Source organism: Pseudoalteromonas sp. Ld20, assembly GCF_045064175.1.
Lineage (GTDB): Bacteria > Pseudomonadota > Gammaproteobacteria > Enterobacterales > Alteromonadaceae > Pseudoalteromonas > Pseudoalteromonas neustonica.
The window spans coordinates 289,215-309,091 of the sequence record NZ_JBISHB010000034.1; the positions used below are offsets into that span (position 1 = coordinate 289,215).

11 protein-coding genes are annotated in these 19,877 nt (G+C 38.5%); 3 read left to right on the forward strand and 8 right to left on the reverse strand.

Annotated features, from left to right (window positions below; all coding sequences use genetic code 11):
- Genes ACJJVX_RS11145 through ACJJVX_RS11170 form a run of 6 tightly spaced genes read right to left on the reverse strand, consistent with a single transcriptional unit; the run spans position 1 to position 14,647 of the window.
- On the reverse strand, positions 1-4,305 hold the full coding sequence (locus ACJJVX_RS11145) for a hypothetical protein (protein ID WP_405631476.1): 4,305 nt from the start codon (positions 4,303-4,305) through the stop codon (positions 1-3).
- Positions 4,290-5,054, reverse strand: a complete 765-nt coding sequence (locus ACJJVX_RS11150; RefSeq protein WP_405631478.1) for a hypothetical protein — start codon at positions 5,052-5,054, stop codon at positions 4,290-4,292. The genes ACJJVX_RS11145 and ACJJVX_RS11150 overlap by 16 nt, the downstream gene beginning before the upstream one ends.
- Positions 5,038-7,311, reverse strand: a complete 2,274-nt coding sequence (locus ACJJVX_RS11155) for a hypothetical protein (protein WP_405631481.1) — start codon at positions 7,309-7,311, stop codon at positions 5,038-5,040. The genes ACJJVX_RS11150 and ACJJVX_RS11155 overlap by 17 nt, the downstream gene beginning before the upstream one ends.
- A complete protein-coding gene (locus tag ACJJVX_RS11160; protein ID WP_054205118.1) occupies positions 7,298-10,414 on the reverse strand; it encodes a poly-gamma-glutamate biosynthesis protein PgsC/CapC in 3,117 nt (1,038 codons plus the stop codon). Before ACJJVX_RS11160 ends, ACJJVX_RS11155 begins: the two co-directional genes overlap by 14 nt.
- Positions 10,414-12,399, reverse strand: coding sequence for a hypothetical protein (locus ACJJVX_RS11165; protein ID WP_054205119.1), 1,986 nt, complete (start codon positions 12,397-12,399; stop codon positions 10,414-10,416). Before ACJJVX_RS11165 ends, ACJJVX_RS11160 begins: the two co-directional genes overlap by 1 nt.
- 22 nt (positions 12,400-12,421) lie before the next feature.
- Positions 12,422-14,647, reverse strand: a complete 2,226-nt coding sequence (locus ACJJVX_RS11170) for a CapA family protein (protein ID WP_405631485.1) — start codon at positions 14,645-14,647, stop codon at positions 12,422-12,424.
- Between the two features lie 258 nt (positions 14,648-14,905).
- Between ACJJVX_RS11170 and tyrR the strand changes: the two genes are divergently transcribed.
- Positions 14,906-16,462 (forward strand): transcriptional regulator TyrR, encoded by a 1,557-nt coding sequence (gene tyrR, locus ACJJVX_RS11175; protein ID WP_054205121.1) that lies wholly within the window; start codon positions 14,906-14,908, stop codon positions 16,460-16,462.
- 21 nt (positions 16,463-16,483) lie between these two features.
- Here tyrR and ACJJVX_RS11180 read toward each other — a convergent pair whose 3' ends face one another.
- Entirely contained in the window at positions 16,484-16,972 is a 489-nt protein-coding gene (locus ACJJVX_RS11180; RefSeq protein ID WP_405631487.1) for a hypothetical protein, read from the reverse strand.
- A gap of 112 nt (positions 16,973-17,084) precedes the next feature.
- On the opposite strand from ACJJVX_RS11180, the gene ACJJVX_RS11185 reads away from it, so the two are divergent.
- Complete coding sequence (locus ACJJVX_RS11185; RefSeq protein WP_054453304.1) at positions 17,085-17,621, forward strand: thioesterase family protein; 537 nt, start codon at positions 17,085-17,087, stop codon at positions 17,619-17,621.
- A gap of 66 nt (positions 17,622-17,687) precedes the next feature.
- On the opposite strand, the gene ACJJVX_RS11190 is transcribed toward ACJJVX_RS11185, so the two are convergent.
- Complete coding sequence (locus ACJJVX_RS11190; protein WP_054205124.1) at positions 17,688-18,341, reverse strand: OmpW family protein; 654 nt, start codon at positions 18,339-18,341, stop codon at positions 17,688-17,690.
- 278 nt (positions 18,342-18,619) lie between these two features.
- On the opposite strand from ACJJVX_RS11190, the gene dapE reads away from it, so the two are divergent.
- Entirely contained in the window at positions 18,620-19,804 is a 1,185-nt protein-coding gene (gene dapE / locus ACJJVX_RS11195) for a succinyl-diaminopimelate desuccinylase (RefSeq protein ID WP_405631489.1), read from the forward strand.
- Positions 19,805-19,877 lie beyond the last annotated feature (73 nt).

A 19,877-nucleotide genomic window follows, 5' to 3' on the forward strand; every position in this document is an offset into this window, starting at 1 on the left:
TTAATTTTGCTCTAAAAAGTGATTGAGTTGCAGCGACTCAAAAATAATTTCGTCATGAGAGAAAACCTCAAAACCAGTGCTATCAAGGTTACCCGTAGAAAATTCTAAACTGATATTATGGTCATTTCTAAACCAGTCTTGATCCCAACGTAATTTAACCCAACCTTGTGATAGGCTTCCAAGTGGAACCTGTTTACGCCAGCCAAGACTCGTGATGTATTGCCAGGTATTATTTGGTCTGTGTTTATCAGCAAATTTATAATAACTGGTAAGTCCTGCTTGAAAAATATGACCTTGATAGTATTGAGTCCACGATGTCCCAAAGCGCAAGCTGTCTAGGCTGGTCCAATCAGAATTAGATGTGCTACCCGCTAAGAAGTTAAAATAGCTGTCAACCCATGGCTGATAACGGTATTGATATTCACCACGCCAACCGTATGGGTGATCTTCGCGATAGAAACTATAAATATCAGAGCTTAGAGTTGGATCAAGTAATAAATCATCTATATTTGCACTGCTATAGTTATAAAAGGGGCTTACTTGCCATTGATGACGATGACTTTCATCTATGCGCCAAATTTGACCAACCTGTACAGAGGTACTGACACTATATTGGCTATCAGCCCCTTGTGTTGATGGCTGCCACCGCGTTTTTAATGCGCTATCGACGTACCAAGGGCTGTCATGATCTTGCCAAGAGTGATACATATCAACTGCTATGGTATCTTTATCGCTTTCGCTTATTGAGTAACTTAGATCGAGACGATACCAATTCTCATCGCTGATTAAACGAAAACGCGCGCCAACATCAATGTTATTTTGCGTTGCTATATCTTCACTGGATTCAAATATACCGCGGCGATCATAATTTATAAAAGCCTGCCAACTAAGATCATCTGGAGAAAAACGTGCGACTTCAGTTTGTAGCGATTTTTCAGACTCAGGCAGTTGATAAACAATCGACTGTTTTTCAACTTTTGTCGGCGCTTTATAATTCGATATTTTATGATTGCTTTTACTCAGCTGCCATGTATAAAGACGGACGTATTTGAGCTTATCAGTACTCACTTCAACTTTCCCAGCAGGATGGAAAAATGTACGCTCGGTACGCTGAGCAACTTGTTCCTCACCAATGTTTAACTGCATTTGCTCAAGCTTAACTAGCCTATCTGCAGGTAATTTCGCTATCAAATGTGCATCAGGCAATACGGTATAAAACAACAGGTTGTTTGCAAGCGGGAGATCCTGCCATGTATTATCACGGTACTCTTGTGCATTTACTGTCATAATTTGTGAAAGGTAAGGGTTGAGCCAGCGTAATGAGATCACACTGTCATTTAACTCTGATTTATTAAAGCCAAAAGAAGTGATTTTATCGGGTTGCACAGACCATGTTTTTTCTGAATCACCTAAGTTTAGCGCCACGTTAGCAATATTACCTTGAGATAACTCTGCCGACGAAAAGTTAAAGTTTAGTCTAAGTTGTTGCGAGCGTGTCTGGCTTAAATCTATATACATACTATGTAAAGGACGCAGCACTAAGCCGTTATTAAATCCTTCTTGACTACTTGCACGAGCAAGCTGGTCGCTATAACTTGCTTGACTTAATGAGTCTACAGCGATTAGTTGCGTACCTGCAAAATCCTCATATTCAGGAACGGCTTCCCACTCACCGTAGCTTTGTACTCGTGAATATAAAGACTCCAGTTCGACAGGCAAACTCAAAGCATGTACTTTGGCGAGCACTTGTGTGAACTCGTTTATGCTTAATGTTTTTTCAGCTAATTTGAATAACGTATTATTTAAAAGGCTCTTTAAATCCACACTAGAGTCATACAGCAATGACATAAATGGTGTCTGCCAATAGTGAGGGGTTGCCATGTTTTGATAGTTAAAGCTAGTTACTAACGGCGCAGGAATTACTTTGTAAGTGACAAACGTAGGGTGATCACTGGTTAACCTGATCGATTCACCAACCTTTAGAGTGAGTAAACTTTCTGAGGCGATAGATAATAATTCACCGCTGTTTTTTAAGGCGGTGGTAGAACTAACGTCAGAAAATATAGGCAATAAAGACTGCTGCTTACCCTGACTGGTGTATAACCAGCTCATTTTATATTGCCCATTTTGAACACTTTCACTTCGAGCTCGCAATGCAATTGTCATTGGCTGATTTACAGCTTTAAATGTTATTCCTTGCGTGCGGGTAACCGTAAAAGCTTGAAATATAGCAGCAGAACTCGTTAATGTTTGCTGTCCACTATGCTCAACGCCATAAATAAGTTGTTGCTGTGTTTGCGTGTTATTGTAATCACGCCAGTTAAGACGTTTAAAGCTACTGTTTAATTCATCATCGGCCGTTAAGTCATGGCTGAGCCATAATGCAAATAAGTTCTTTTGCTGCTTGATAGCTAAATCAATGGTTATGTTACGACATGCAGGTAGTTCAGTGAGTGCATTAGCGCATAAACCTTGTAGTTTATAATCTTGCCCTAACGCTTGGTATTGTTTAAGGAGTTCGCCACCGGCATAGTGTTTTAATGCTGGTTTATCACTGCTTTTAAATAGGCCCTCAAGGTAACTTTTAGCTAAAATGGCTCTACCTTGCTTGATCAATATAGCAATGCGTAATTGCCATGCTTTAATTGCAATTTCAACGCTAGGGACTGAGACTAATTTTTTAGTAACTAGCAGTGCTTGCAGTGGATCTGTTTTGGCTAAATACTGCGCTTCTCCAAGCTGGTGCTGCCAATGCATCGAATCAAATGATGTAAAGCTATTAGGCTCAAGTACAGGGTTATAAGGGACTAGTGTTGATAAAAACTCGTCTCCTGCTTGCGTTAGCTGCTGCTTTATTAAAGAGTCTATAATCTTACTTTTTGTTGTTAGCAGACCAGGCTGTGCATACAGTAGTTCGTTATTTGGTAAATCTAACAATCTATCACTTTGTAACACATACTCAATAGGGTGTCTTTGCTGCTGCAAATTTTGAATACTGATGCCAGATGCTGTCAGTGGTATATTTAATTCAAAAGTTGCAAAGTTCTCACTTTTTAATAAATTTAACTGCCATTGTTGGTTACCACTTTTCACTAACAGTTGAGTATCAACTTCACTTCTTGCATGGAAAGTAATAGTTTGCTTCACTCGTTGTTTTGCATCGAGAGAGAAAAAGTGTTTTTGATGTGCCAGTTGATGAACTTGTGCATACTCTTCGGTTAAAATTGGGTAGCCAATATCGTCAACTAAGCGTACGCCGCTTAGACTATCAAAGTGTTTAAAGTAACTTGTGAAACTATCACTTTCATTTGATAGTGGGAGTAGGTAGTCAGATGTACTGATTGTTTTGAGTAGATCTAGATAACGACGTTGAGCCAATAAGTCACTATGGCGATAAACTTGCGGGTCGAGAAGTGATAGATCACGCTGCTGATAAATTTGTGTTAGCGTATTGTTTAGATTATTAACCCAGTATGGTTGAAATAACGCCTCTTGTTGTTTATCCATAGCAAGGTCGTCGTATATAGCGCGATGGTTCTGCTCAAGTTTAATATATGCGTCAGTTTCGCTTTTTAGTGTTAAATATTCACCTTTACCCACTGCGAGGTATTCAGTGTTAGCTAACCCAATGTGTGGCTTGTGAAACTCACTTGCACGACTAGCTAAAACGCCGACGATAGCAGCTGGCTGGTCATTAATATAAGCATATACTTTACCGTTAATATCTTTATTTAATAGGTCTTTTCGAACAGTTATTTTTAGTTTTTTTGCGTTTTGAAAAAACAGCTTTACGGTATCCCCGGCTTTAAAATGGTAATAGTGTTCGATATTTTGGCCGTAACGCAAACGAGTTGCTTGCCTTGGCAGTTTTATTGCACGACGAAAGCTATCTTTATGTCTATTTTTTTCACCGACCATAACTGACAGGTATTCAGCGTCATCAAGGTGATTTGATATTTTTATTACGCGATTATACGAGGTGCTTGGTAACTGACATTTATCTTGTTCACAAATAAAATCGCGTCGTTGGTTAAGTCTTTGCTGTGCTATTTGACTTGTGCCAGAACTATAAATAAATGAGCTAAATGTATCATTTTCAAGTTCGAGCCATTGACCTTTTTCAAGCCATAAATAATGGCTCTGTTTGGCCTCGAAATACATATTCTGCTGTTGTTGAGCGAGCAATAACTTAGGCTGAACGTTCAACCAATATGGGGATTTTAAAATATTATCATTGCTGGCTAAGCTTAATGAGCTAACCATCAATAACAAACTAGAGATTAAAGCAACTATAGCGTAATGCATGTGTTAAATTGACTCATTAAAGTTGGCTGTTTTATAAGGCGAGCGCGCAATGTATTGCTTAGCTCAATATGAAAAAAATGACTGTTGCGTGGCGCTACAGTATTTAATATGTTTTTAGTGCCCCCTAACTCTTTCACTTCAATAGGATAAATAACGCTATTCAAGTGCAGCTTTTGTACTAAGCATTGGCTCATTTGTTTAATTTTATCGTTAGGGTACTTATTTCCTCTACTGATTATCACATCAGCATTGAGAGCTTCTTTAGTGCGTCGTTTGGCGGCATCAAAACCATGAATTTGGTAAATAGTAAATGTGTCTACTGTTTGGCTATAAACATCAAGAAATGCATTTGTTGTACTGTAGCGATACTTCCCCAAATCTGTTTTCTGACCTTTCAAATTAAGTGTGTTCCTGTGAACTGTATTTGCTAAAAAAACTTGGCAGTGTTCAAAAAGTGCCAGTGCAATACGATAAGTATGGATATCATAAAAACGGTGCGGAGCATAGGCAACACATTGCTTGCCAGATGCTTTGAATTTTACTTCCCCTCCTGCCGCCAGTTTATCATTAGTAGTGATAGTAACGGGCTGAGTGATAGTAAAATCAGCATAAACTACATTCGAATTTGCTAACCAAGTACTAAGTTGTTTTTTTAAACTAGCATAATTATCAGCTTCTTTGGCGTATGTTGAAAAGCTCATAGCCAGAAGTGTGACGAATGGGAATAGGGTATTATAAAGAGTCATCATTCCACCACCTGACTTTTACTTCTTCCTTAGAGTATTCTTCTAAGACAGCAACCCAAACATCTTTATCTGTAGTGACTCGAATGCTGTGTATTGCTTGTATATCCGCCGTAATTTGATTTGTAATGGCTGGGTATGAATATAGACGGCTATCTTTTGGGTGTATTAAAAAGGCCTCACTTAAGCTACTTGGTAGTAATCTGTAGCGCTTTTTAGCAATGCTATATTCTTCTTTTAGACCACTAAAATATTTTGCGTGCTGTGATAAATTCAAAACGACATCGTCATTTTCTTTGTTACTATAAATTTTAACCACAACACTTTTCGGGCGTAATGTGGGGTAGTTTAAAGTAACCGCTTTATTGGCAGTTAATTTATATAACCTTTGTTTTATCCAAGGACGCTCGCCTTGCCAGTTTTGATAAATGGTTTTTGAGCTGTCTTCAACGCGTGCTAATTGCTCAAAATCTGTGTCTTTTAAATCAATTTCTTTCGCTGTATTTTTGTTTAGTTGATAAATAATACTTGCCGGTGTTGTACTTTTTATATTGGTTGATTTTTGAATCAGTTGTTTGTTATTCATTTTTGCAAAGTGAAATTGAGATGGCTCTGTTGGCTCCAAAAAGTATTTATCAGGACTATATACAAGAGCAACATTTGATAAACTAAGTTGTTTTGAAAGATCACTAGATTGATAAAAGGTGTCTTTTTGTTCTATTTCAGGTGGAGCTGCAAACACACGAATATTTACCAGCATCTCTTTTTCACTAAATATATAGTGATTACTTGCTTGTTGTTCATACCAAGCCGCTATGTTATGAAACGTCTCATCTTCAAAACAATTCAAATGACATACCGTACGTTGATAGTTAAACAGGCTATTACGAGATTTTATTCTCACTAATGCGTCATGCTTTGAGTTTATTTTGATAGCTGCAGCATTTTTCCCAACACGTAAGTAAAAGGTTTTAGCTTGTGCTACTTGCTGGCGTTGTGTGCTGTCTAAAATTACTCGATCGAATGCAGATATTCCACCATCATAGTACACTTCGAAGTCATCAATAACTTGGTTCGACTGATCAAGCACAGAAACTGTAACTGCGTTGCGTGTTGCAGATCTTAATTCAATTGCTAGATCGCTGTTAGGTTCAACATCGTAGCGTGCGCTCATTGGTTCGCTTATCAAATAATAGCTATCTTGTGCTGTCGTCAACTCTTGTTGAGAGACAAGTGACCAAGTAGTTAATAGCGGTTCTTGGCTACAAATAGTAACTAGACCAGCAGCCAGTGGTTCAGTTGTAAAAGAGAGTGGTTTATTAGCATCTTGTTCAACAACCACTCGTTTTGGTGGTAAATACTGATTTAAGTCGTACCACGTTAGGATAGGAGTAATGGCTGCACTTTTTGTGAAATGCAGGGTATCAGGTTCACCTAAGGTAATACTCGCACACAAAGATGCGTCGGTATAATAGTCACCTAAATTTAATTGCTGGCTCGAGAAATCATAAGTTACAACATTGTACGGTAATGTTTCGTATAAAATATCTGACTTGAAATCAATGCTAGGTATCCCTTGTGGGGCAAGCTTAAGCCATGAGTAAGTAACGGCATTTGATATCTCTTTCATGGATAACGCATTGGCACCAATGCTGTGATATTCTGTGGCGCGCTCTCTTCGTTCTAAAGGTAATTTAAGCCACGTACTGTTCTTATCTTGATTGTCATTAAGTGTTTTAGCATGTACTCGAACAACCACTCCCATCACCTGAGTATCTTCAGGGATAAGCTTTAGGGAAATGGCTGCAACATTTTTAAGCTGCTCAGGGCTAATGTAAAATGACTGTCCTGATGCAACGGTAAGGGCTTGGCGATCTTCAATTATTTGTTTTACTTGAAACTCATTTTCTAACGGAGTGAGCTTTGATGCATGATGATAAATATGTGAACTGATAACCTGCTTTTGTTGATCAATAAACGCATATTCAATTGCGTAATTTACTGGTTTATCAAGGCTTAACTGTTGTGCAAAAATAGCATTTGATAAGACTCTAATCGAATGTGTTCTTGATGGTGAAAAAGAAAAAACAAGCGCTTTATCGCTACTTAACCATTGCACATTCGAACGAGTTTCATCTTCAGAGCGAATACTTGTTGGCTCTGCTGAGCCTAACCAAATATATAAACTAAATCCAGAAAACCCAATACCAACTAAAAGAGGAAGCAAGATAAGTAATTTTAAGAGTTGCTTAATATATTGCATACGCACCCTCACTCATCATAGTGTTAAAACGTTTTTGGTCAGTTAATCTATTTGTAACTGGGTTGAAGATGGCCAATAACTTACCTTGTTGTTTAATTGCTAATGCGTATTCTTTACGCCCTTCAAACTCAATCGTTTGAAGTTGGCAGCTTGTTAATTGAGCACACATTTGTGCTAACACCGTTAAGTTTTGTGAGCTGGAATAACGCTGGATAGTATGAGTGAAATCATTTTTTAACTGAGGTGTTAACGTTTTCCAATCAGTGGGTGATAGTGTTGTTATGTTCATCACTTTTACTGTTGGCTCGTTAGAAATAGCTAATAAACGCTGGACTAAACTTTGTTGATTCACAGAAAATTGTTGCTTAAAGTCAGAAGCTAACCATAGGGTTGCAAGCTCACTATTTGGAGCAAATAGCTGATACCCTGATTGTGGCGAAGTGCCGAGCTCTAAACCTCGAGTAACAGTTTGACCATGTACTACTTGATAGCTTACAGCAAGATTTTTTAAATTAGTATCAAGCGTATTAAGTAGATTTTGATGAGTCCCATTTGAATGTGTAAATTGAAAGGCCAACGCAGTTGGTCTTATCCAAGATGGTGCGCTGTGACTTCTTAACTGTAAATTCAATATAACGTCATTAGCAGCAAATCGTAAATAACTCTGATGCACTACATTAAATAATGAATCAACATTATTTGGCGCTAAAACATTTGCTTTTGGATGAGCGTAAGGGTGCGCACCGGCTATTAGTAGATGTTCGGCTTTACTGTTGGCAAATAATTGCGCCGCAAATTTCAGTGTATTACTTTCAAAAATAGGTCGCGGGACTGCAATATTTAATTGCTCGCTATTGTTTAGGTTTAATATGTAAAACCCTTGACCATGTTTAGTCGCGGGGCTGTTCGGCTGCGGTGCGATGACTAAAAAACGCCCTTGCTGATTGGTAAGAAGTGTAAGCTCATAACCTAGCAACCTAGTCGTGGCATTAATTTGGTTTAGTTGGTTAATGGTGTCTTCATCAATATTTTGACCCGCTAAATCTACTTTAATACGGTACAAAGGACGAAGAATTTCAAACTCCCAAAGTGCAGCTTGGTTAACCGACAGAGGGAGATAGTCGCCACTACCTTTAGCTGTAATATAGTGTGAATTAAAATCAACAACGTCAGTGAGAGATTGCTCCGAGTAGTTAATTGCATTTTCTGCATCGAGCTCATTATCGCGAGAAATATTAGACAATAATGTTGTGTAATTATCACTGTTAAGAAAGGCTTCAAACAATTGACCGTCAAAGCCATTTTGAGGCAACGAAGTGCTTGTTGCTTGTCCAAAGAATGTTTCCTCGTACCCTAGTAGTTGTTGAATTAAGCGCTGACTTAAAGAACTTGGCAGTTGGTTGTAAATCCAATATTGGCTTGTTGCACCTATGGTTGTTTTTGCTAACAGGCGGCTTGTTCTTGCATTTACTTCTCGCACTTGAAACAGTTGTTCTATATCCATAGCCTCAATAAAGGCAAGATAGTAGGGGCTTTGCTCATTGTTATGTGAAAGTTCAGCACTAGGTGTTGAACTTGTACCAAAGACTAATGCGCTACTGCTGAAATGAGAAAAAATAAGGCCAGCAGAATCACTTGCTAAGCTTTCAGATGTCGGGAAGGGGACCGTCACAATAAAGCCAGATTTTGGCTGTCGGGAGATGACGAATAAACCTCTTTGTGATGTTTTTCGGGCATCGCGGATATATATATACTTTTCATCAAACTGCAGTTGAAAATCTAGCTTAGCGAGCATTTGCTCTACTTTAGCTAAGTTTTCAGATGAGTCTGGTGCTTTATTTATTTCATAAATAGCTTGTTTAAACTTGGTTTTATTTTGACTTGCTTGATAGCTACTTATTTCGATTGGCCCCTTATTTTCTGTGTATAAGTAGCTCTTATATTCACTAATTTGTTGGTTTAAAGTGCTTATCTTTTGATTTGCAGAAAGTTCTTTAATACCTGTATCTACAAATAATGAAGGGACAAACATGATGATGAACCCAATCACAATTGCAAGTGCTCCCCCTATTATAGAGGTTTGAAAAGTTGCGCGGATCACTAATCCTAAGGCGCTCTTTTGATATATTTTAAGCGCTAATAAGGTTGAGAGCATATAACCAAAGGCAAACGCATCTGTTACTTTTACTTCGGGGTAATAATGAACTAAGAAATAATTTAGAAGTAGTTTATAAATAAATCCAATATTGAAGAAAAACAACAGTAAACGAGCACCTTCTATATTGGCATTACGCAAGCGAGTAAAATTCAATAGAGATGCGCCAATAATCAAAATAATGGCGGTTTCAGCAAATGAGGTGAGTAATTTTGTTGGCTGCATTAATTGCAATGCAAGTAATGCAGGAAGCATTATGCCATTGAATTCCCAGCCATATTTAATATTGGCGCGAGAGGCGATAAAGGCTGTAATGACCAATATGATATAGGCTTTAGGCGCTGCTATAATTGACGCCGCTACGGCCTCATACATAATCGCCAAGTTGGCAATACTAAAGTTAGTCATTGGCATTAATGCAAAACGCACCAATAAGAAGGTAATTACAAGTTGGACAATAGTGACCTTCATGCCATATTTAAAGCCGCCATTCCACATTACATTCGCTGTTAGCGCAATAATAACTAAACCAAGGGAATAGAGCTGTGAAGAGTAATCAAAGGTAATATCCCAGCCGCTCAATACACCTGCGATAAGTGGCCAAAATAACGTATCCATGACAACACGTACAAGAATACTTATGAGTATGATGGCAAAAAATCGATCTCGACCGAACATTTCAGCATAGCCAAAGCGTTCCATGATGTATTTAGCAAAAAATAGCATAATGCCATATACAACGATGGCTTCAATTAAAATTACGGCTGCAGAGGTGGGGCTGACGATCAGTAATGGAACTAAATAACCTGGTACTACTAAGCCCGTTAAGGGAAAGCCAAATCGTAAATTTAGAAAACAAACAACAGTAATACCAATCCAAACAGTGGTAATTACTGACTGACCAAGTCCGCCACCAGCAGGAAAGAGCTGTAAAATAAAATCGCCCACTAGTTAGTTTGCTCCGCTAAACTTTGCATATAACACTTTTGTTGTTCATTTATCGAGTCACATAATTGTTTACTGTTGGGCATTTTTTCTATGAAAAAGGCAAGATCGATAAATTCAAACAAAATGCCAGACACTTGAAAAGGTTCCCCAGATGCACTTTGCACATTGGCTGAATCCATTGCTCTAACATTTAAAATATACGTTTTATTATCAATGTGTGCCTCGAGATAGATGTCACCTTTTTGTAATGTAATAAAACGCAGTTTTCCTTTAGCAGCTTCAAGGTCAAGATCTGTCACTAAACATAATAAATCCAGAGCGGTCATTTCAAATATTGAAAACTGATGTTTTGTTGCTAGTTTTTCTAATGATTGGTTGATTTGTACTACTTGGCCAAACAAGTTAAACAATACCGTCGCTGAGCGTATATTGTTGAAAACATGTTCTAAAGTCGTTAGCTTTTGCTCCATCTCGGCAATTGATACTTTTACTTGTTGGCTTAAAGGTTCTTTAAGGCGCAAAGTTAATAACTGAGAAAGCGCGCTATTATTTGCATCTGTTTGCGATTCAAAAATACGATAATGAAATAGTAACTCGCCAATTTGAGCTGCGAACGCATTTACATTTTTTTCAAATGCTTGCTGATTAAAATTTTCATCTGGGGTTACAGTCATAGCCCAAAAACCACGTACATCACCAGCATAAATTAATGGCACAATATATTGGACTTCACCGTCTTCAATGTTTTCAAAAAAAGGTCTGTCGATAGGGATTACGCCAAATGCTTTTAAGGCTTCAGAGTAGGGCTCTCGCTTATAGTCTCGGCGCATTTCTTTAATATCGCTTAACTGACAGTTCACCGCTCTAATTTCGCTTAGTCTATGGTCACCTTCTTTGCGGGCCAGAAATATAGATTTGTTTAATGCGAGTTGTTGATTGACCAAGCGGATAATGGCATCCCATGGGCTACTTTGTAAGGTAAATGATTTTGGCAGATAACGCCCAGCCATCTTTTGCTGAATATTACCTATCAGGCTGATTAATTGACTATCTTCGTTTAGTTTCCTGACCAAAATCACCCACAGTAGAGAAAACAGAGTAAGGATGCTCATTTGACCAACAGGTAAAAATAGTTGTTGTAGAATCAATGTGAAATAGCCAAGAGTAAACCAACTAGCTATAAGGGTTAAAACTAAAAATATGCTGTAATTTATTGAGAGCTTTTGAAATGCAAATAAAAGTAAAAACGCAATGGCTAGTAACAAAAATGTACTTTGTAGTTTCGAAAGCATGACCACAGCATTGTTCTTATTTAGCGTATCTGCAATATAAGCTGTTAGTAATAAATAATTAGATGAGTGTTGTAGTTTTGGCGCATTAAGCGTTACCCCTAATCCCACATTTTTTTGGCCAATAATCACAACCTTCTCTTCTAACTGGCTTGCCATTATATCCATAGTCATCAAGCGTGTTGCTGTAAACTTAGGTAAAGCCGAAGGAGATAACGAAAAATTTATTAGTAAATTATTGTCTAAATCAAGATCACTAAATAATGCTGGCCACACAGGTTTGCATAAACTTTTAGACATAGCTACTAATTCAACGTTATAGCCTGACCAATCAGAAATAGCTGGCAGACAATATGCGTTATTAGGGTGAGGATAAAATACCTTTTGTTCAGGTCCTTGTCCTTCAGACTTAAAGTAGCTTAACTGCTCATTTGCGAGTACAACAACAGCTTTTGGATTATATGTTAATAGTTGCTCAACTAAAACATTATGATCACGGCTCAAATGCTCACTTTCTATAATAACGACATTACTTTTTTGGCTGTGCGTTAGCTGTGCTAAGTTACTGTAAAAAAAAGCATTGGCTGAATGAAACAATGATAATGTATTTGCTACTATTACAATAATAAATAAACTTAAAATTAGCCAGAATGTTCGTTGGTTCTTTAATAGAAAAAATTGTTGTTTAAAAGCCACTATAAATCCTAGGGTAGTAAAATTAGTCAAGCGTACTGAAAGTGAGCTTAAAAGTGAGTGGGGCATTTGAATTTAAGTTTATAAAATCAAAACCATGCATCCTATCAGTTTGCCAAACCCCCTCTGTTAACTCAAGCTTGGTTTGCCAAGAAATCATGGTAACATCATCAAGCGCTAGATTAGCTTCATCTTTTTCAGGAGGGTAGTGGTTAAAAGTGACTTTTATTCCTCTTGCAGGTAACTTTTCTGGTCCTAATGTTAAATCATCCGATGGGAGTGTAAAATCATAATTAAACGCTTGCCAAGTGTGGCTACCCGCTGGCTGAATGCTTATATATTGTGTTGAAAACTCTAGACCATCTTCAGCTGTTGTAATTACTAACTTAGCATCGAGCTTGCCTGCATTATCTGCTTTGCTATAACCAAATAAACTAAAATCCTTAAACACGCTCATTTCATTTTCTAGATTTGGTAACTCCATTGCACGGATTGTTTGGCGAAAAGGAATAATAGAAGGTGTATTGTCAAACTGAGTGCGTGATGAACACAAGCCTTGCTGGCCATTTCTTGCTTGGCTAATACAAGGTGTCACACTATCACCAGTATGATCCCAGCGTGCAACTTCCAATTGCTCATCGTCATTGTCCCAATCTTCAAAATCCCCGAAAACCATAACATCGCGACCAAATCTAATATTTGAAGGGGCTGCACCAGATATAAGTTCAATCTTAGTTAAGAATGATTTGCTGGATGGGGCATAATCACGTAGGTCAATAATTGATTGATTTGCTGCTATTGTGACTGTTTTAGTATGTGAAGAGCTACTGGCCTGGTTTTTTGCAAAGTATACGTCTGCATAGCCATCTCTTGGGATAAGTGTGATGTTATCGTCTGAAAATTCGGCTAAGCGGCGTAATAAATAATCGCTTAAAAAGCCATTAATGAATTTAGGTTGATACCCCTCCACATAAATAGGGTATGCATATGCACGCTCAGTCATTGGCGATGAATCTTTGTTAACATGTACTAATACAGCCACACCTAATAAGGTATCTAACCTATCTTGGTCAAAGACAAAGTTACCAAGACCAAGAATGGCGGGGACACCATTGAACACAGAAAATCCTTGGGCGATATGCGGGTGATGAGCAATAATCAAATTAGTTTTTTGCTTTGACAATAAGTTAAATCGACTTTTTATATAGTTGCTTGGTTCATAGCTATATTCATCGCCCCCGTGCATTTGGGCTATTACATAATCGCTATTATTAGCAGCTTCATCAAGGTACATTTCAACCAATTCTGATTCTGTTAAATCGGCTGCACCGCCTTTGGTTTTGTCAGTAACGTAGGTAATAGCATGTTCTTTACCTGTGATCGATGTCGCTGAAAAAAGCCCCAGTTTAACGGTGCCTACATCCATATACTCAGGTTGATAGGCACTTTGTATATCGTTACCCGCGCCACTGTTGGCAATCCCTGCATTAGCGACTTCAGTTAGCGTATCGTTAAGGCCATCATCTAAAAAGTCATAGACATGGTTATTCCCTAATGCGACATAATCTACGCCGATTGATTTTATTCCTGCAAGGGTCTCAGGAAGAGAAAAGAAGCTAAATTCTTTTGTTGGATGAGGTGTTTCAGGTGATGCTGTCACTGGTGACTCTAAATTAACAGATGTGAAGTCGGCAGCTTGGAAAAAAGAGCCCACAAACTGTGTTAGAGACTGTGCATTTTCAGCAGCTGTCGCTGGACGGATAAGGGCACCCTCAATATCGGGAATGTTAGCTGTCATAGTTGCAAGTGATGGATCGAGGAAACGACGCCCAAACATAGTGTCACCAGCAAACAGTAAGCTAACAGTATTACTACTCTTGCTACTTAAGGTAATGTCTTGGTTGTTACCGTTTTTTGTAACTGTGATTGTTGCAGCGAGTGGGAAATACCCTGAGTCGCTTACTACTAGTCGGTGGTTACCAAAAGCAATTTCGTTGTAAGTGAATTGTCCATTAGCGTCAGTTTGATAATTCTGGCTAGCAAAGCTCACTGTAATATCACTTAAAATTTGCCCTTGCTCATTCTTAACAGTCATTGAGCCTGTAAATGTTTGCTTTAAATGCTCGGCTCTTTTTTGACTTTCAGTTTGTTGAGCTTGTGTTTCTCCTGCGTCGTAAGGATCTTCGACTTTACAGCCAGCGATATTGATCGTTAACAGTAGCACAAGATATTTGGATATATTTAATTTCAAACTGACCTCATTATCACTCTAGTTACATTGTCTAGCACGTTTTCATTATACGGAATGTATAGTTGTATTAGCAACCAGCCAAACATTTGATATTTTTTAATTTGTTCAATCCTAAATTATAGTATTTATTATTCAATAACGGCCATGTTTAGATTATTTATTTCAGCCTTGTCCAAATATCTTTACAATTGACTATCCTCTCTAGAGGAGTTCGCGTATTATCCGTGATATATAAATGTCTCTTTTTTTGAGGATATAATGCGTTTAGATATTCATTGTGCAGACCGCATCGGTATTGCTCAAGAAATACTTAATATTTTGGTCAATTATCAAGTTGATTTGAAAGGTATTGAAGTTGATTCAGTGAACTGTCGTATGTACGTCAGCTTCCCCCCGATTGAGTTTGAACAGTTCCAAAAAATTATGCCATCAATACGATTGATTGATGGTGTTAAAGATGTTCGAACTACTGCTTTTTTACCTTCTGAACGTGAGCATAACGAACTTAATACTTTATTGCGTGCGTTACCTGATGGCGTTATATCTATTGATGCTAAAGGCTGGGTTAGGTTATGCAATGATGCCGCATGTAAAGACTTACAGCTGAGTGAAAAAGAGATTCTCGGCTCGAATATTAATAATCTATTAAAAGGCTTTAATTTTACACGCTGGCTGGAAGGGAAAGAAGTTTTAGGCCAAACAACACGTGTTGAAGTTGCAGGTGAAGATTTTATTGCTGACATTTTACCAATAGCAGTGCCGCAAGGTGCTGAAGGCGATGTATTGGCGGGCGCTGTAATCAACATCAAATCACAGAGTCGGTTGGGACAGCAAGTCAGCGCATTTCGTCGTTATGGGCAAGAGAGTTTTGCAACCATTCATAATTTTAGTACCGCAATGCGACGAGTTGTGCGTGAAGCACGTAAAATGGCACAATTGGAAGCGCCTATTTTAATTACCGGTGAAACAGGTACTGGTAAAGAGCTGCTTGCGCGTGCATGCCATTATGCGTCAAATCGTTCAGTCAAGCCGTTCATTGCATTGTCATGTGCTTCATTACCTGATGATGTAGCAGAATCTGAATTATTTGGCTATGCAGGTTACGAAGAAAATGCTGCACCAAAACGTGGTGTGCTTGAACAAGCGGATGGTGGTACGGTATTTTTGGATGAAGTGGGCGAAATGTCTACGCAATTACAAACCAAACTATTACGCTTTTTACAAGATGGTACATTTCGAAAAGTAGGCGATGAGAACGAAGTGAAAGTGAATGTTCGCATTATTGCCGCGACGCAGAAAGATTTACCAGCAATGGTGCAAGAGGGAACGTTTAGAGAAGATTTATATTATCGAATTAACGTCCTGACACTTGAAATAGCGCCACTGAGAGACCGTAGGGCTGATGTAGGTCCATTGGCTGAGCACTTTATTCAAAAATATGCACAGCAAAATGGCCATGCTATACCTGAACTATCGGCTGAGTGCTTAGCGTTCTTGCAAGATTACCCATGGCCGGGTAATGTGCGTCAGCTCGAAAATGCGATTTACCGCGCGGTATCATTATTAGATGACAATGAACTACGTGTAGAGCATCTTCAGTTACCCACATTTACACATGACTTGGGCTATTTAGAGTCTGATTTTGAAGGCTCTTTAGATCAAGCGGTAAAGCGCTTTGAAGCAACGTTATTACGTAAACTTTACCCAGCTTACCCAAGTTCACGTCAACTAGCTAAACGGTTAGGTTTAAGCCACACAGCTGTTGCGAATAAATTACGTGATTATGGTATTAACCGTAAAACAGTAAAAGTGTAAGTTTGCAATTATTTATGGGCACTATTGTTTAGTGCCCATATCTTTAGTGACGCCATCAATAGCGATTGTCTCAATCCCTTCTTCGCTAAATTTAATCATTATGCTGATATTGTTACGAGCAAAAAAGTAATTTTTATTATCTAAACTAATCACATAATTTCCTTTGACAGGATCTTTAAACTGACGTTTTTCAAGTGCTAAAGTGTGCTCGCCTATTTTCCAGTTAAACCCTTCAATAAAACCATTGTTAAATTCTTGCACCCAGATTTGCTGCTCATCTTTAGAAAGCGTTATAGCAATGGAATATGATTCTGGTAATTGCATATTGTAACTTTTAGTTCCAATGGTAAATTGCTCATTGTTTTTTTGCCAACCAAAGCCGAATTTAAACGGTTTTTCTACACCAGTAGGGTAGCTAACCTTTCCTTCTCCCGGATAATCAAAATCAGCCCATGCATAGCTGCTAAAAAGTGTGAATAAAACACCTAAGTAAAAGACAGGTTTAATCATAATGATGCGTACTTTTTAAAAATAGTGAACTTTGAGATTAGAGCAGAATATTCTCCATTGCAAGATGCTGTGCTACACTCGGTTGTATTATTAACTGGTTAGACCTTTAATTGTGAACCTCTATTTTCGTCTTTTATTACTTTTTTTTAAAATCAAACGTAATCGTGTTTATCAGCCGCTATTAGATACAGTTGATATTGATTACAAAGCGTTACCGACTGATTGTGATATTAATTTGCACCTGACAAACTCTCGTTACTTAGCCATGATGGATTTGGCGCGAACATGGATGACTGAAAGGGTGGGGTTATTGGGGCCGATATTAAAAAAACGCTGGTTTCCCATCGTCAATGCAACTGCGATTACTTATATTCGTGATATCAAGCCGATGCAGCGTTATACAGTGAGTACGCGACTAGTTGGTTGGGACCATAAATATTTCTATATAGAACAGAAGTTTCACTCTGATCGTGGCCTTCATGCTATTGCATATGTTAGAGGGGTGTTTAAGCGTAAAAAAGGCGTTGTTAGCGTTGAAGAGATGTTAGAGGTTGCGGGGTTTGATGGCGTAGCACCTATTTTGCCCCCAGAAATAATGCATTGGAAGGAAATGCTTGAACAGAAAAAAGTAACTAACTTGTCTCGCTGATTTTAATACGAAAAAACAAAAAAGGCCGAAAGGCCTTTTTAAAGTATATTTTTAGTATCTACAAATTTAAAACTTATACTTAACACCTAACATTGCAACAACCGGGTCAATTTTAACGGTTGAAGTAAGTGCCTGTGCGCCTTTTGCGTAGACAGTTGCATCAGTCTCAATATCCATTACAGATACCATTGCATGCAATCCCCAGCTTTGATTAAACATGTAGTTAACACCTGCTTGTGCTACAAAGCCGAATGAATCATCTAACTTCACTTGAACATCGTCAGTGCCAAGTACTGATTTAAGTGCCGCTGAAGGTTGTTCGTCGAAAAATACCGTATAGTTAACACCAACACCTACGAATGGGCGAAATGCAGATGCACTGTCTAAAAAGTGATATTGAGCAATAAGTGATGGTGGTAAATGCTTAATATTAGCAATTTTATTGCCAGCTAAACCACCTGTACCGTCAACATCATGAGAGAAAGGTGTTGCAGCAACTAACTCTAAAACCCAGTTATCATTAAATGCATAATCAATAGTAATACCAAGCTGTGTATCAGAATCACCTTTTAGACCAAGAGTTGAGTCTTCATTGATTGCTGAGCTGCTATTATCAGGATTTACGTTTATAGCACCTACGTTTACGCTAAAATCTGCACTGGCAAAAGGAGACGCGATTAAAAGAGAGGTGAATAACGCTGCGCTAAGTTGTTTTTTCATGCTGTTCTCCGAGAACTACTTTTTTTGAATTGAGTCTATTATCAAGTAAATTCGAAATAAGAAACTGTTCTAGATCAATGTTTATAAGCAGATTATTGGATCTAAAAAGATTGTTTGATTTAGATTAATGTTTAGATGCCTTTATCATAATAATGATTGACTTGAGGCGTGTTCTATTCGTTTTATAAATCAGTCATGTTTATTTCTATAAACTGACATATCCCAGTCATAAAACACGGTTGTAATAAAGCTACCTTTATTGCATTTTGTGTGTTGATATGTTTTTAGCACGAACCCCATCATTACAAATACACGCGCAGCCTAAAGTTGTTGACTGGCTACGCACGCTTATTAAATTTAAATCGGTGACCCCAAATCAAGCTGGCGCCATAGACTGGCTAAATGATCAACTTTCGAATTTAGGATTTACGTGCGATCAATTTACCTATAAAGGCGTAACAAATCTTATAGCAAAAATAGAGTTTGGAGATGGGCCTTTAGTTGCATTCTCTGGGCACATTGATGTTGTACCCGCGACAAGTGAGCAGTGGCGAGCAGAACCATTTTCAGGTGCTATTATTGATGGCGCTATTTATGGCCGCGGCGCTGCTGATATGAAAGGAGGCGTTGCCGCCATGTTATGTGCTAGTCGTACGTTACTGGCTAACGCAGCTGCAAAAGAAGGTACTTTTTACTGGCTGATCACCTCTGATGAAGAAGGAGAGGCGGAATATGGTTCACTACTGATTGCAGAGCGTTTAGCGCAACAAGGTATCAAACTTGACGGCTGCATTGTCGGTGAGCCAACCAGTCATTTGCATGTTGGTGATACAATCAAAAATGGCCGTCGAGGTGCACTGTCTGCGCGGTTAGTGATCAACGGCAAAGCAGGGCATGTTGCTTATCCAGAAAACACCATAAATGCAGCCCATTTAAGTGCAGAAGTAATCAAGCGTTTGGCTGGTATAACGTGGCAGCGTGACGAGCCAAGTTCACATACGAGCTTGCAAGTAACAGGGATTAATATTGCTAATGTTGTTGATAACATGGTGCCAGCACGGTGTGAAATGACATTTAATATTCGTTATAGCCATGGTTATAAAAGCAGTGATATAAAAAATGAAATTCAATTCGCGTTAGGCGATCTACAAGCTTTGCTGAGTGTGGAATGGGAGCGTCCGTGTGAGCCTTTTTATACTAGTCATCAAACGCGTCGCTGCTTATTGACTCAAGTTGAACAAGCTATTTTTAATGTGACAGGCAGCTATCCTTTATTAAGTACCAGTGGCGGGACTTCTGATGGGCGGTTTTTTGCTAATGATTATACCCAAGTGATTGAATGCGGGGTAAGAAATAATACCATCCACCAAGTGAACGAGCATGTGCCTATTAATGACTTACTAAAAATTGAGCAAATATACACACAGCTTTTAGAACGGGTATTTATTAGCCATGCCAGCTGACTATACCCAAGCCACCTCAAGATGCAGACTTCAGCGTTTCACAGGGCTTAATATCAAGGCGTTACTTTGCAAC